This window comes from Microbacterium sp. 1S1 (assembly GCF_008271365.1).
GTDB lineage: Bacteria > Actinomycetota > Actinomycetes > Actinomycetales > Microbacteriaceae > Microbacterium.
In genome coordinates this window covers 2699768-2714664 of record NZ_CP043430.1, presented here as the reverse complement: position 1 = coordinate 2714664, position 14897 = coordinate 2699768, and the positions used below count along the sequence as shown (strand labels likewise).

At 69.3% G+C, this 14897-nt stretch carries 11 protein-coding genes; 8 read left to right on the top strand and 3 right to left on the bottom strand.

Going from position 1 to position 14897, the window contains the following annotated elements; translation table 11 throughout:
- The first annotated feature begins 120 nt into the window (after positions 1-120).
- Complete coding sequence (locus FY549_RS13145) at positions 121-2232, top strand: type IIA DNA topoisomerase subunit B (RefSeq protein ID WP_374114466.1); 2112 nt, start codon at positions 121-123, stop codon at positions 2230-2232.
- 60 nt (positions 2233-2292) lie between these two features.
- On the opposite strand, the gene FY549_RS13140 is transcribed toward FY549_RS13145, so the two are convergent.
- Positions 2293-4734 carry a DNA topoisomerase (ATP-hydrolyzing) subunit A gene (locus tag FY549_RS13140; RefSeq protein ID WP_149085409.1) on the bottom strand — a complete coding sequence of 814 codons (2442 nt, stop codon included), beginning with the start codon at positions 4732-4734 and terminating at the stop codon, positions 2293-2295.
- A 44-nt stretch (positions 4735-4778) separates the two neighbouring features.
- On the opposite strand from FY549_RS13140, the gene FY549_RS13135 reads away from it, so the two are divergent.
- On the top strand, positions 4779-5900 hold the full coding sequence (locus tag FY549_RS13135) for an alkaline phosphatase family protein (protein WP_149085408.1): 1122 nt from the start codon (positions 4779-4781) through the stop codon (positions 5898-5900).
- A gap of 15 nt (positions 5901-5915) precedes the next feature.
- Here the strand turns inward: FY549_RS13135 and sepH are convergent, their stop codons facing one another.
- Positions 5916-6968 carry a septation protein SepH gene (gene sepH, locus FY549_RS13130; RefSeq protein ID WP_149085407.1) on the bottom strand — a complete coding sequence of 351 codons (1053 nt, stop codon included), beginning with the start codon at positions 6966-6968 and terminating at the stop codon, positions 5916-5918.
- A gap of 199 nt (positions 6969-7167) precedes the next feature.
- On the opposite strand from sepH, the gene FY549_RS13125 reads away from it, so the two are divergent.
- Positions 7168-7461, top strand: a complete 294-nt coding sequence (locus FY549_RS13125; protein ID WP_025103572.1) for a DUF4193 domain-containing protein — start codon at positions 7168-7170, stop codon at positions 7459-7461.
- A 73-nt stretch (positions 7462-7534) separates the two neighbouring features.
- Here FY549_RS13125 and FY549_RS13120 read toward each other — a convergent pair whose 3' ends face one another.
- Positions 7535-7999 carry a DUF3093 domain-containing protein gene (locus FY549_RS13120; RefSeq protein WP_149085406.1) on the bottom strand — a complete coding sequence of 155 codons (465 nt, stop codon included), beginning with the start codon at positions 7997-7999 and terminating at the stop codon, positions 7535-7537.
- 12 nt (positions 8000-8011) lie between these two features.
- Between FY549_RS13120 and dut the strand changes: the two genes are divergently transcribed.
- The 5 genes from dut (at position 8012) to dxs (ending at position 14882) form a co-directional block, all read left to right on the top strand.
- Complete coding sequence (gene dut / locus FY549_RS13115) at positions 8012-8482, top strand: dUTP diphosphatase (protein WP_149085405.1); 471 nt, start codon at positions 8012-8014, stop codon at positions 8480-8482.
- Positions 8479-9066 (top strand): DUF3710 domain-containing protein, encoded by a 588-nt coding sequence (locus tag FY549_RS13110; RefSeq protein ID WP_149085404.1) that lies wholly within the window; start codon positions 8479-8481, stop codon positions 9064-9066. The genes dut and FY549_RS13110 overlap by 4 nt, the downstream gene beginning before the upstream one ends.
- Positions 9063-9797, top strand: a complete 735-nt coding sequence (locus tag FY549_RS13105; protein ID WP_149085403.1) for a DUF3159 domain-containing protein — start codon at positions 9063-9065, stop codon at positions 9795-9797. The genes FY549_RS13110 and FY549_RS13105 overlap by 4 nt, the downstream gene beginning before the upstream one ends.
- A gap of 153 nt (positions 9798-9950) precedes the next feature.
- Complete coding sequence (locus tag FY549_RS13100) at positions 9951-12785, top strand: aconitate hydratase (RefSeq protein ID WP_149085402.1); 2835 nt, start codon at positions 9951-9953, stop codon at positions 12783-12785.
- Between the two features lie 156 nt (positions 12786-12941).
- Positions 12942-14882 carry a 1-deoxy-D-xylulose-5-phosphate synthase gene (dxs, locus tag FY549_RS13095; RefSeq protein WP_149085401.1) on the top strand — a complete coding sequence of 647 codons (1941 nt, stop codon included), beginning with the start codon at positions 12942-12944 and terminating at the stop codon, positions 14880-14882.
- Positions 14883-14897: the final 15 nt, after the last annotated feature.

Sequence of the window (14897 nt, the reverse complement as noted above, 5' to 3'; positions counted from 1 at the left end):
CTGTGGGCATGCCCGGTCGGCGGCGTGTTTCGCTCAGCGCGTACGCGCGCGCCCGCGAGTGCGGTCCGCCGGGGAGTGTCTGCGGAGGGCGGGTCGGTCCCGCGAATAGACTCGGAGATTGTGAATGCCGAGTACTCCGCCCATCATCTCCAGGTGCTCGAAGGGCTCGAAGCGGTCCGCAAGCGCCCCGGCATGTACATCGGCTCGAACGGTTCGCCCGGGCTCATGCACTGCCTGTGGGAGATCATCGACAACTCCGTCGACGAGGCCGTCGCCGGTAACGGCTCGCGGATCGACATCATCCTGCATGACGACGGCAGCGTCGAGGTACACGACCGCGGTCGCGGCATCCCCGTCGATGTCGAGCCCCGGACCGGGCTCACGGGCGTCGAGGTCGTCTACACGAAGCTGCACGCGGGCGGAAAGTTCGGCGGCGGGTCCTACGCGGCCTCGGGCGGTCTGCACGGCGTCGGCGCCTCTGTCGTGAACGCCCTCTCCGAGCGTCTCGACGTGGAGGTCGACCGCGGCGGCAAGACGTACGCGATGTCTTTCCACCGCGGAGAGCCGGGCATCTTCCAGGACTCCGGGGAGAAGCGGCCCGATGCGCCCTTCACCCCGTTCGAGGAGAACAGCGAGCTGCGGGTCGTCGGAAAGACGCCGCGAGGCGTGACCGGCACCCGCGTGCGCTACTGGGCCGACCGTCAGATCTTCACCAAGGACGCGGCCTTCCAGCTCGCCGAGCTCGAAACGCGGGCGCGGCAGACCGCCTTCCTCGTGCCCGGCCTGGAGATCGTGGTGCGCGACGAGCGCGCGGCGAGCGCGGTCACGGGCGAGGACGGCACCCCGACCGGCCCCGTGGAGACCTCGTATCTCTATGAGGGCGGCATCTCCGAGTTCGTGGAGTACCTGGCGGTCGACCCTCCCGTGACCGACACCTGGCGGATCCAGGGGGAGGGGACCTTCACCGAGACCGTGCCCGTCCTGCAGCCCGACGGGCACATGGTGGCCACCGAGGTCGAGCGCGTGTGCGCCGTCGACATCGCTCTGCGCTGGGGGACGGGCTATGACACGCGGATCCGCTCGTTCGTCAACATCATCTCCACCCCGAAGGGCGGCACGCATCAGCAGGGCTTCGAGCAGGAGCTCCTGAAGGTGCTGCGCAGTCAGGTCGAGCAGAACGCTCGCCGGCTGAAGGTCGGCAACGACAAGCTCGAGAAGGACGACGTCCTCGCCGGCCTCACCGCCGTCCTCACGGTCAACGTGCCCGAGCCGCAGTTCGAGGGGCAGACCAAGGAGGTGCTCGGCACCCCGGCCGTGCGCCAGATCGTCGCCCAGGTGATGCGCAAGGATCTCCAGCAGCGCTTCACCTCCACCAAGCGCGACGACAAGAGCCAGGCGACGCAACTCCTCGACAAGATCGTGTCGGAGATGAAGGCACGGGTGTCGGCCCGTGCGCACAAGGAGACCCAGCGGCGCAAGAACGCTCTCGAATCATCGACGCTGCCGACCAAGCTCGTCGACTGTCGCACGAACGACGTGGAGCGCAGCGAGCTCTTCATCGTCGAGGGCGACTCGGCGCTGGGCACGGCCAAGAACGCACGCAACAGCGAGTTCCAGGCGCTGCTCCCCATCCGCGGGAAGATCCTGAACGTGCAGAAGGCCTCGGTCGGCGACATGCTGTCCAACGCGGAGTGCGCGTCCATCATCCAGGTGATCGGCGCCGGGTCGGGACGCACCTTCGACATCGAGGCAGCGCGCTACGGGAAGATCATCCTCATGAGCGACGCCGACGTCGACGGTGCGCACATCCGCACGCTTCTGCTGACGCTGTTCTTCCGATACATGCGGCCGCTGATCGAGCATGGACGCGTCTTCGCCGCGGTGCCGCCGCTGCACCGGATCATCGTGATCAACCCGGGCTCGAAGCCGAACGAGACGATCTACACGTACAGCGAGCAGGAGCTGCACGCGCTGCTCGCGAAGCTCCGCAAGGCAGGCAAGCGCTGGCATGAGCCGATCCAGCGCTATAAGGGTCTCGGGGAGATGGATGCCGAGCAGCTCGCGAACACCACGATGGACCGTTCCGGTCGGCTCCTCCGCCGCGTGCGGATGGAGGACGCCGAGGCCGCGGGTCGCGTGTTCGAGCTGCTCATGGGCAACGAGGTCGCCCCGCGGCGCGAGTTCATCATCGATTCCGCGGACCAGCTCTCCCGCGAGTCGATCGACGCCTGAGCGGGGCGGGAACGAGAGAGGGGACCCGGCGGTGCCGGGCCCCCTCTTTCGTCGAAGGGATCAGACGAGCGTGCGGCCGATGCTGCCGATGACGCCGTCGGTCGGCTGACCCGAGGCATCGCGACGCGCACCGGAGTCCGGCAGCTTGCGCACCGCGCCGGTCGGGTCGACGGCGAGCGGCGGGTTGGGGCCGACCCAGGCGACGGTGAGACGGTCTTCGCCCTTCAGGAAGGCATGAGCCCGGACGCCGCCCGTCGCCCGGCCCTTGGACGGGTAGTCCGCGAACGCCGAGACCTTGGCGCGACCCGGATCGGTTCCGGGCAGGATGCTCTCCGCGCCCGAGACGGTGGCGACGACGGCATCGGCCTCGGGGGTCACGGCGCCGAAGAAGAGAACCGAGGCGCCGGAGCCGAGTTTGATGCCCGCCATACCGCCTGCCGGCGCGCCCTGGGGACGCACTGCCGACGCCGAGAAGCGGAGGAGCTGGGCGTCGGTCGTCAGGAACACGAGGTCGGCATCGTCCGTGGCCTCGGCCGCACCGACCACCGTGTCTCCGGGCTTGAGTCCGATGACCTCCAGCTCGGGGCGCACCGGCAGCGTCGACGGCACGATCCTCTTGACGATGCCCTGCGCGGTGCCCAGGGCCACCGGGGTGTCGCTGTCGAAGCGGACGAAGCCTAGGATGCGCTCGCCCTTGGTGGTGACCCCGAGGTAATCCCGCAGCGGGGTTCCGGCAGCGAGCTGTACCGACGTCGCGGGCACCGACGGCAGATCGACGGGGGAGAAGCGGACCACACGTCCCGTGCTCGTCAGCGCACCGAGCTCTCCGCGGACGGTGGTCTGGACGGTTGCGAGGGTGGCGTCGTGCTTGCTCCGACGTGCCGGCGCGGTGAGCTCCTGCCCTTCGCCGAGGTCGACGCGCACGGCGCGGCCGGTCGTCGAGAGGACCAGCGTGGTCGGGGCGTCGGCGATCTGCAGATCCACCGCGCCCTTCGTCGCGCGGGGTTTCGGCGGGGCGGCGTTCATCAGCAGCGTGCGGCGTGGCGTGCCGTAGGCCTCCGCCACGGCGTCCAGCTCCTGGGCGACGGCGGCGCGCAGCAGCGCCGGGCTGGCGAGCAGCTCGCGCAGCGACGCGATCTCCGCGAGGAGGGCGTCCCGCTCCGCCTCGAGCTCGATGCGTGAGAACTTCGTGAGGCGACGCAGGCGCAGCTCGAGGATGTACTCGGCCTGCGGCTCGCTGAGGTCGAACACCGAGCGGAGCCGGGTGCGGGCTTGTTCGGTGTCGTCGGACGAGCGGATGACCTGGATGACCTCGTCGATGTCGAGGATCGCGATGAGGAGGCCCTCCACCAGGTGCAGACGCTCCTCGCGCCGGGCGAGACGATAGCGGCTGCGCCGGGTGATCACCTCGATCCGGTGACCGACGTAGACGCTGAGCATCTCCTTGAGCCCGAGTGTGCGGGGCTGGCCGTCGACGAGCGCGACGTTGTTGATGCTGAAGGAGTCCTCCAGCGGCGTGAGCCGGTAGAGCTGCTCCAGGACCGCGTTCGGATCGAAGCCGGTCTTGATCCCGATGGCGACGCGGAGACCGTGGTTGCGGTCGGTGAGATCGGTGACGTCACTGATCCCCTGCAGCTTCTTCGCCTGCACCGCGTCGCGGATCTTCTCGATCAGCCGTTCCGGTCCGACCATGTACGGCAGCTCCGAGACGATGATCCCCGTGCGCCGGGGCCCCGGCGACTCGATCGAGGTGCGTCCGCGGACCTTGAGCGCACCGCGCCCCGTCGTGTAGGCATCCTTCACGCCGTCCAGTCCCATGAGGATCCCGCCGGAGGGGAAGTCGGGTCCGGGGACGTACTCCATGAGGTCTTCGGTGGTGGCGTCAGGGTTCTCGAGCAGATGCGTCGCCGCGGCGACGACCTCGATGAGGTTGTGCGGCGCCATGTTGGTCGCCATGCCCACGGCGATGCCGCTGGCTCCGTTGACGAGCAGGTTCGGGAAGGCCGCGGGCAGCACGGCCGGCTGCTGGAACTGGCCGTCGTAGTTCGGGATGAAGTCGACGACGTCCTCATCGAGGTTCTCGGTGAGCGACAGGGCGGGGGCGGCGAGGCGCGCCTCGGTGTAGCGCGCGGCCGCGGGCCCGTCGTCCAGCGAGCCGAAGTTGCCGTGGCCGTCGACGAGCGGAACGCGCAGGGCCCATTCCTGCGCCAGGCGGACGAGGGCGTCGTAGATCGCCGAGTCGCCGTGCGGGTGCAGCTTGCCCATGACCTCGCCCACCACGCGGGCGCTCTTCACGTGGCCCCGATCGGGGCGCAGGCCCATCTCCGCCATCTGGAAGAGGATGCGCCGCTGCACCGGCTTGAGGCCGTCCCTGGCGTCGGGGAGCGCGCGCGAATAGATGACGGAGTAGGCGTACTCGAGGAAGGAGCCCTGCATCTCGTTGGAGAGATCGATGTCCTGGATGCGTTCCTCGACAGGCTCGGGCGGCGGGGTTTTCGGCATGGAGGTCCTGAGGGCGTACGGGAGCCTGTGTCAGACTGGCTCGGATGTCCTTCATGCTACCGTCCGCGCCGTCCAGCACCCGGAGCGTCGTCGGGGTGGCGGACGACCTGTGCGCCGCTCTCCGAGGCGAATCCGAGACGCTGCAGCGCGCCGAATCGGCGGTACTCGTTGTGATCGACGGTCTCGGCGCGATCAACCTTCGCTCACACGCAGGTCACGCCCGGTCGTTGACCGCGGCGATGACGAAGAAGGACGTCGCGCAGACCGTGTTCCCGACGACCACGGCCGCAGCCCTCACCAGCATCACGACCGGTGTGTGGCCGGGGGAGCACGGCCTCGTCGGGTACCGGGTCCGCGACCCGGAGCGCGGCGTCCTGGTGAACCAGCTCAGCGGATGGGAGACCGACGGTCTCGACCCGCTCACCTGGCAGGGAGCGCCCACGGTGTTCGAGCGCGCCGCCGCGGCCGGGCGCGAGACGTTCGCGGTCGGGCTTGCGGCCTATGCGCACAGCGGATTCACGCGTGCGACGCTCCGGGGCTCGCGGTTCGTCCCCGCCGCGACACCGGAGGAACGCGTCGAGGTCGCGTACGCCCTGGCCGAGGAGCACCCCGGCTCTCTCGTGTACTGCTACCTGCCCGAGGTCGACAAGGCCGGGCACAAGCACGGGGTCGCGTCGGCGGAATGGGTGTCCGCGCTCGAACGGCTCGACGGCGCTCTCTCCGTCCGCGTCCCGCCGCGGGTGGGCGTGGTCGTGACCTCGGACCACGGCATGGTCGACGTGCCGCACCACCGGCAGGTGGTGCTGGAGGCGGAGCATCTCGTCGGCATCCGCCACGTCGGCGGAGAGCCCCGCATGCTGCATCTCTACAGCGAGCCCGACGCCGACATGGAGCGGACGACGGCCCGTTTGCGGAGCGACCTCGAAGGGGCCGCCGATGTCGTCAGCCGAGAGGAGGCGGTCCGGGGCGGACTCTTCGGTCCCGTCGTGCGCGACGAGGTCCTCGCCCGGATCGGCGATCTGCTCGTCATCGCCACGGGCGTGTGGGCGCTGTACGACGGCACCGCCGAGGACCAGCGTAACCGCGGCATGATCGGGCAGCACGGCGCACTCACACCCGAGGAGACCAGGGTGCCGTTCCTCCGTCTCGGAGCCTTCGCCTCCTGAGGCGAAGGACCGCGGTCACTCGTCGGTACGAGCCCCGAAGACGATCTCGTCCCACGACGGCATGGCGTTCCGGCGGCGCCGGCGGCCGCCGCTGTCGCCGGCGTCGTTCGAGGCTGGCTGACGCGGCGCAGGCTCCGGGGCCGCGGGCTCGTCGTCCGGCTCCTCCAGCGCGGCGAAGAGGGCGATCGGGTCGGTGTCGTCCGGCGAGTCGTCCTCGATGTCGTGCTCGATCGGCGCGGCCTCGCGCTGTCCGCGGCGGCGGCGCAGGGCCTCGAGCAGGTCGGCCGTCTCAGGACTCGTCGATCCCGCGTCCGGCGCGCGGTTGATCGCGGCATCCTGGACGGCGGGCGCGGAACGCTCCGGCTGTGCGGGCTCGTCCGCGTCCGCCGCAGGCGCAGGCACGAGGCGCGGCCCGAAGGCGCCGGAGTCGAAGCGGCTGTCGTCCTTGTACGGGGAGGTGGCGCGGTCAGCCTCCACGGCACGCAGGCGCGGGATCAGGCCCTCCGGCAGAGAGCCCTGGCGAGAGAGCTGCGTGGCATCGGCGTTCAGCGGAGAGAGCGCGCTGCGCCGTGGATCGAAACTCCACCGGGCGTCGTGGTCGACGTCATTCGCCGAGAACTCGAGCTTGATCACCCAGCCGGACTCCTCCTTCCAGCTGGCCCAGCGCTCCGACGATGCCGCCACCTCGGCGAGCTTGGCGCGGACCGCGGCGCCGAAAGTGGGCTGCGCGTCCGGCTCGACCTCGCTGCCGATGAGGACGGGCACGGCGAGCGCCTGGCCGATGATGTGCTCCCGCTCCGCGAGGACGGGGCCCTCGAAGCGGGCGACGTCGTCGACGCTGATCCCCAGGAGCTCCGCGACCTCGGCGGCGGTGAGCCCCGCGCGGATCTGCGCCTGGATGTCGCGCGGGCTCGCGGCGAGCTTCTGGGCGGTGGGTTCGGCCTGGCGGGTCGCGCGGCGGATCTCCCGCTGCAGCACGGCGTCGATGGGCAGCGCGAACCGCTCGCCCGCCTCGGTCGCGAGGACGAGCACTCCTGCTTCAGTGCCGACGATGGTGACGTTTTCCATGCGAATGCCCCTCTGATGGGTGTGCGTTCATGGTGTCACGGCAGACGGTGCGGAACAGGGAATACGGCGGGCGTGCCGTGAGTTTGCCCTGCTGCATGGGAGGGCATTTGCGAAACGCCCGCCGGTCATGCAAACTATGGCCGCCGATTACCCGACGGCGCACCCGCCCACTCGCACCATGAAAGTGGAGATTCACCGCATGGCAACCGATTACGACGCTCCCCGAAAGAGTGAAGACGACTCCGAGTCGATCGAAGCCCTGAAGGAGCGTGTGCCGGACAAGCTGTCCGGTACGACCGGAGACGAGGACTCCGACAACCCGTCGAACTTCGATCTCCCGGGCGCGGACCTCTCCGACCTCGAGCTCGACGTCGTCGTGCTGCCCGCGCAGCAGGACGAGTTCACGTGCATGAGCTGCTTCCTGGTGAAGCACCGCTCGCAGCTCGACCACGAGGGACCCGACGGCCCCATCTGCAAGGAGTGCGCTGCCTGAGCAGCCCTCCGAGCGACGCCTCACGCGCCCCCGACCGTCCTGGTCAGGGGCGCGCTGTCGTCTCCGGGTGGGCTCAGTCCCGAGCGGCGCGGATGGCCGCCGCGAGACGGTCGGGGGTGCGGGTCGAGATCGTCCAGGCCACGACGGGATCGTCCTGGTCGGTGTTCGGCACGACGACCACCCCGTCGATACCGCCGCGGATGAGGTGCCATCCGCGCGCGGGGAGCTCGGGCCCCCGTGCGTTCCGCGCTTCCGCGCCGGACAGAGCGACGGGATCGCCGAGGTACCGGGCGTCGATGTGGGCGCGTCCGGCCCGCAGCACGCCGTCCTCCACGGACACGACGGGAGCGAGAACGATCGCGGCCACGACGAGGAGCGCCGAGACCGCGCCGCCGAGAAGCAGCGCGAAGGTGGAGCCCACCGGAACGAAGATCAGGGACACCATGGGCCCGGCGAGGGCGACGGTGACCAGCAGCCACAGGCTGGGGGCGAGTCGTTCGCGGTAGCGGGGACGTGCGTCCGTTGCGGGGTTCTGCATTAGCCTCATGGGGTGACCGATTCCGTTGATGTCCCCATTATCGCCGCAGTGGTCCCCGGCTATGCGCATCCGGGTGACGCGGGAGCCGATCTCGTCGCGGCCGAGGCGGTGCGGCTGGAGCCGGGGGAGCGGGCCCTGGTGCCGACCGGCGTCCGGATCGCGCTGCCCGACGGCTATGCGGCCTTCGTCGTACCGCGCAGCGGTCTCGCGGCGAAGCACGGGATATCGATCGTGAACTCCCCCGGCACCGTCGACGCGGGGTACCGGGGTGAGATCAAGGTGAGCCTGATCAACACGGACATCCACAGCGCGTACGATGTCGCCGTCGGCGATCGCATCGCGCAACTGATCGTGATGCCCGTCACGCGGGCGCGGTTCCTGCCGGTCGAGGAACTGCCGGACAGCGCCCGCGGCGCCGGCGGATTCGGATCGACCGGCTATCAGGCCCAGACCCCTCAGACCCCAGCAGGACAGGCGAAATGACCGACACCAACGACACTCCTTCCAAGTCGGCGCCGGCGAACCGCGCCACCGAAGGCCCGTTCGACGACTCCGAGGCGAATCCCGTCCGCCCCTACATCGATCTCGGCGGGATCAAGATCCTTCCGCGCGAGGGATTGAACCTCCGACTCGAGGTGGAAGAGCAGAGCAAGCGGATCGTGGCGGTCGGCCTCGACTACGCCGAGTCCTCGCTCCAGGTGCAGCCGTTCGCAGCCCCGCGCAGCGGTGGCCTCTGGGACGAGACGCGCGTGCAGCTCCGTGATCAGGTGAAGGCTCAGGGGGGGCGCGTCGAGGAGCGCGAGGGCCCGCTCGGCAAGGAGCTTCTCGCAGAGGTGCCCGCGGCGGCCAGCGAGGGCTCCGGTCTCCGCCTGGCGCGCTTCATCGGCATCGACGGTCCGCGCTGGTTCCTCCGTGGTGTCATCGGCGGCGCGGCCGCGTCCGACCCCGAGGCCGGGGCGAAGGTGGAAGACCTCTTCCGGTCGATCGTCGTCGTCCGAGGCGGGGCGCCCATGCCGCCACGAGACCTCATCCCGCTGAAGATGCCGGCGACGCCGGGCTCCGCGTGACCTCCCCGGACGCCGAGGAGCCGCGGACGCAGAGCGCGTCGGAGATCCTCGGAGCAGCCCTCGGCGGAGCGGCGCGCAAGGCCGGACTCGATCCATCCGAGAGCGCGAGCACGCGCAGGGTCGTCTGGTCGGCCATGGGCGGCTGGCGCGGGATCCTGGAGTCGGTGCTGCCGAGCCTCGCGTTCGTCATCCTGTTCACCCTCCGGCCGGAACCCCTGCTGCTGCCCCTCGGGGTGTCGGTCGGTCTGGCTGCCGTGTTCACGGTCGTCCGGCTCGTGCAGAAGTCTCCGCCCTCGGCCGCCCTCGGCGGACTGATCGCGGCCGTGGCCGCCGCCGGTCTCGCGCTGTGGACCGGCCGTGGGGAGGACAACTTCGTCCCCGGCCTCATCACGAACGCGGTCTACGGCTCGGCGATCCTCATCTCGGCTCTCATCGGGTGGTCGATCATCGGTCTCGCGGTCGGCTTCCTGATGGGGGAGGGAACCGCCTGGCGTGCCGACCGCCGCAAGCGGCGAGCATTCTTCTGGCTTGGCATCGCCTGGGCGGGGCTCTTCATCGCGCGGCTGGCGGTCCAGTTCCCGCTGTATCTGGCCGGCGACGTCACCGCCCTCGGCACCCTCAAGCTCGTGATGGGACTTCCGTTGTTCGCGCCGCTGATCGCCGTGACCTGGCTCGTCGTCCGCGCGCTCTATCCCCGCGCGTCGTCGCACGACGACGTCGCGGCGGCGTGATAGATTTATCTCGACATCAAGATAAATCACGGGCTTTCGCCGGTGACCGGCGCGGAGCAGACTGGTTAGGTCCCCCTTGCTAGCCGCGCGGCCACACCGGCGAGCAAGATGGAGGCGCCTGTCGCTCCCATCCGAATAGAAGGAGACGGATTCGTGTCCACGGTGAACAGCTTCGGTGCCAAGAGCACCCTGACGGTCGGCAGCACCGACTACGAGATCTTCCGCATCGACACGGTGCCCGGTTTCGACAAGCTTCCCTTCAGCCTCAAGGTCCTCCTGGAGAACCTGCTTCGCACCGAGGACGGCGCGAACGTCACGAAGGCGCAGATCGAGGCGCTCGGATCCTGGGACGCCAACGCGGAGCCCAACACCGAGATCCAGTTCACGCCCGCGCGCGTCGTCATGCAGGACTTCACGGGAGTTCCCTGCATCGTCGACCTCGCCACCATGCGCGAGGCCGTCACGGCACTCGGGGGAGACCCGAACAGGATCAACCCGCTCTCGCCGGCCGAGATGGTCATCGACCACTCCGTCATCGCCGATCTGTTCGGTACCGAGAACGCCCTCGAGCGCAACGTCGAGATCGAGTACGAGCGCAACGGGGAGCGGTACCAGTTCCTCCGCTGGGGCCAGACCGCGTTCCAGGACTTCAAGGTCGTGCCCCCCGGCACCGGCATCGTCCACCAGGTGAACATCGAGCACCTGGCGAAGGTCATCTACGACCGCACCAACGGCGGCGTCCTCCAGGCCTACCCCGACACCTGTGTCGGCACCGACTCGCACACCACGATGGTCAACGGACTGGGCGTGCTCGGCTGGGGCGTCGGCGGCATCGAGGCCGAGGCGGCGATGCTCGGCCAGCCCGTGTCGATGCTCATCCCGCGCGTCGTCGGCTTCAAGCTCTCGGGTGAGATCCCCGCCGGCGTGACCGCGACCGACGTGGTGCTGACCATCACCGACATGCTGCGCAAGCACGGCGTGGTCGGCAAGTTCGTCGAGTTCTACGGCGAGGGCGTCGCGTCGGTGCCGCTGGCCAACCGCGCGACGATCGGCAACATGTCGCCCGAGTTCGGCTCGACCGCAGCGATCTTCCCGATCGACGACGTCACCCTCGACTACCTGCGCCTCACCGGGCGCAGCGAGGAGGCCGTCGCGCTCGTCGAGGCCTACGCCAAGGAGCAGAAGCTCTGGCACGACGCCTCCCACGAGCCCGTCTTCAGCGAGTACATGGAGCTGGACCTCGGCACCGTCGTGCCGTCCATCGCCGGCCCGAAGCGCCCGCAGGACCGCATCCTCCTCTCCGAGGCGAAGACGCAGTTCGAGCAGGACATCCTGAACTACGCCACGCCGTCGACGAGCGAGGACATCGTCGACCTCGAGTCGAAGCACTCGTTCCCGGCGTCCGACCCGGGCCAGGTGCCCGGCGAGGAGGAGCCCTCGACGCGTCCGGTGCACATCAGCAGCGGTGCGCCGGCGAACGTGTCCAACCCGGTGCCCGTCACCACCCCCGAAGGCGAGAAGTACGTCCTGGACAACGGCGCCGTCACCCTCGCTGCCATCACGTCGTGCACCAACACGTCCAACCCGTCGGTGATGATCGCCGCCGGCCTCCTCGCTCGCAAGGCGCGACAGAAGGGCCTCAAGCAGAAGCCGTGGGTGAAGACCACGCTCGGTCCCGGCTCCAAGGTCGTCACGGACTACTACGAGAAATCCGGTCTCGACAAGGACCTCGAGGGCCTCGGCTTCTACACGGTCGGCTACGGCTGCACCATCTGCATCGGAAACTCCGGTCCGCTGATCGAAGAGGTCTCCGAGGCGATCAACTCCCACGACCTCGCGGTCACGGCCGTCCTCTCGGGCAACCGCAACTTCGAGGGCCGGATCAGCCCCGACGTGAAGATGAACTACCTGGCCAGCCCGCCGCTGGTCATCGCGTACGCCCTCGCCGGCTCGATGCACTTCGACTTCGACACCGACGCACTCGGCCAGGACGCGGACGGCAACGATGTGTTCCTCAAGGACATCTGGCCGTCGCCGGAAGAGGTCCAGGAGATCGTCGACTCGTCGATCTCGCGCGACCAGTTCATCAAGCAGTACGCAACCGTGTTCGACGGTGACGAGCGCTGGCGCAACCTGCCCACGCCGGACGACGACACGTTCCAGTGGGACGAGAACTCGACGTACGTGCGCAAGGCCCCGTACTTCGACGGCATGACGATGGAGCTCACCCCGGTGAAGGACATCGAAGGTGCACGCGTCATGGCCACGCTCGGCGACTCGGTCACCACCGACCACATCTCGCCGGCCGGCAACATCAAGCCCGGCACCCCCGCGGCTCAGTACCTCACGGAGCACGGCGTCGACCGCAAGGACTTCAACTCCTTCGGCTCGCGCCGCGGCAACCACGAGGTCATGATCCGTGGCACGTTCGCGAACATCCGCCTGAAGAACCTCATGGTGTCCGCGGTGAACGACGGTCAGGTCGTCGAGGGCGGCTACACCCGCGACTTCACGCAGCCCGGCGGTCCGCAGTCCTACATCTACGACGCCTGCATGAACTACGCCGAGCAGGGCACCCCGCTCGTCGTGTTCGGCGGCAAGGAGTACGGCTCCGGCTCGTCCCGTGACTGGGCGGCCAAGGGCACCAGCCTCCTGGGCGTCAAGGCCGTGATCACGGAGAGCTTCGAGCGCATCCACCGCTCGAACCTCATCGGGATGGGCGTCGTCCCGCTGCAGTTCCCGGCCGGCGAGAGCTGGGAGTCGCTGGGCCTCGACGGCACCGAGATCGTCTCGATCACGGGGCTCGAGGAGCTCAACAACGGCGTCACGCCGAAGACGGTCAAGGTCACCGCGACCCCGAGCGAGCACTCGCCCGAGGGCAAGCAGCCGATCGAGTTCGACGCGGTCGTCCGCATCGACACCCCCGGTGAGGCGGACTACTACCGCAACGGCGGCATCCTGCAGTACGTGCTGCGCTCGCTGGTCTGAGTCGCATCGACGGAGGGGCTCCTGTCTACGGACGGGAGCCCCTCCGCCGTGTCAAGGGGCTCACGCGCTCGGTAGATTCCCGGCTCCGAGCGGTAGGATCGTGGAGGCGTCCGCACCCGCTCGTGACGCTCTGTCGAGGCCTGTGAGGAGGCGCAGATGCCCATTCTTCCGAGCATCTCTGGACCGCGCGATCTTGATCGACTCTCACCGGAGCAACTGGAAGAACTCGCCTCCGAGATCCGCACCTTCCTCGTCGAGAACGTCTCGCAGACGGGCGGACACCTCGGTCCGAACCTCGGTGTCGTGGAGCTGACGATCGCCCTGCACCGCGTGTTCTCGTCGCCGGACGACCCCTTCATCTTCGACACCGGCCACCAGTCCTACGTGCACAAGATCCTCACCGGCCGCCAGGACTTCTCGAAGCTGCGCGTCCGCGGCGGCCTGGCCGGCTACCCGCAGCGAGCGGAAAGCCCGCACGACGTCGTCGAGTCGTCGCATGCCTCCAGCTCGCTGAGCTGGGCCGACGGCGTCTCCCGTGCTCTCACCGCGACGGGGCGCTCCGATCGGCATGTGGTCGCGGTCGTCGGTGACGGTGCCCTGACCGGCGGCATGACGTGGGAGGCGCTGAACAACATCTCGGATGACAACGACCGCAACCTCGTCATCGTCGTCAACGACAACGGTCGCTCGTACGCCCCGACCATCGGCGGCATGTCCCGCTTCCTCAACCGGGTCCGCACGGCCGCGGCCTACAAGGACCTCCACCACAAGTCCGATCGACTGTTCCGTGCGTTCGGACCGGTGGGGCGCGCGGTGTTCCGCGGCGTTCGCGGCGGCACGCACGGCTTCCTCTCGCGGTTCACGAACAACGAGGCACTGTACTCCAACCTCGACATCAAGTATCTCGGCCCGGTCGACGGCCATGACCTGCCCGCCCTGCTGGAGACGCTGGAGCTCGCGAAGTCCTACGGCGCGCCGGTCATCGTGCACGCGATCACCGAGAAGGGCCGCGGGTACCAGCCGGCGCGCGATGACGAGGCCGACCAGTTCCATGCGGTCGGCAAGATCGACCCGACGACGGGGGAGACGCTCTCCTCGGGAGGCCGCGGCTGGACCGACGTCTTCTCCGACGCGCTCGTGAAGGTGGGGGAGCGTCGCGCGGACGTGATCGCCATCACCGCCGCCATGCTCCGGCCCACCGGCCTCGCGCCCTTCGCGGAGCGCTTCCCCGACCGTGTCTACGACGTGGGCATCGCCGAACAGCATGCGGTGGCCTCGGCCGCCGGACTCGCGTACGGCGGTCTGCACCCGGTCGTCGCCGTCTACGCGACGTTCATGGGCCGTGCGTTCGATCAGGTCCTCATGGACGTGGCGCTGCATCGGGCCGGCGTCACGTTCGTGCTCGATCGCGCCGGGGTCACCGGTCCGGACGGCCCGAGCCACCACGGCATGTGGGACCTCGCGATGCTGCAGATCGTCCCCCACATCCGCATCGCCGCTCCCCGCGATGGCGCGCGTCTGACCGAAGCGCTGGACGAGGCCGTCGCGGTGGAGGACGCCCCGACCGTCATCCGCTTCCCGAAGGGAGACGTCTCCGCCGACCTGCCGGCGCTCGAGCGGCTCGCCGACGGTGTTGACGTGCTGGCGCGTGGCGAGGGCGAAGACGTCCTCATCGTCGCCGTCGGCCCTTTCGCTGCGCTGGCGGTCGACGTGGCGGATCGACTGCGGGCCCAGGGCATCGGAGCCACGGCGATCGATCCCCGCTGGGCGATCCCCGTGCAGCCCTCCGTCGTGGAGCTCGCCGCACGGCATCGCCTGGTGATCACGCTGGAGGACGGCATCCGCGTCGGCGGCATCGGCACGCGCGTGCGGCAGGTGCTCCGCGAGGCCGGCATCGACACGGCGGTGGACGAGCTTGGGCTTCCCGACGAGTTCATCGATCACGCTTCCCGCGACCAGATCCTCGCCGACGCCGGTCTCACCGCGTCGAAGATCGCACAGGACGTCGTGGCGCAGGTCCTGGGCACCCGCGTCCCCAAGGCGCGCCACGCCGGGGAGACCGGCGCGATCGAGCTCCCGCTGCACGAGCGCCACTGACGACGGTTCGCTTCA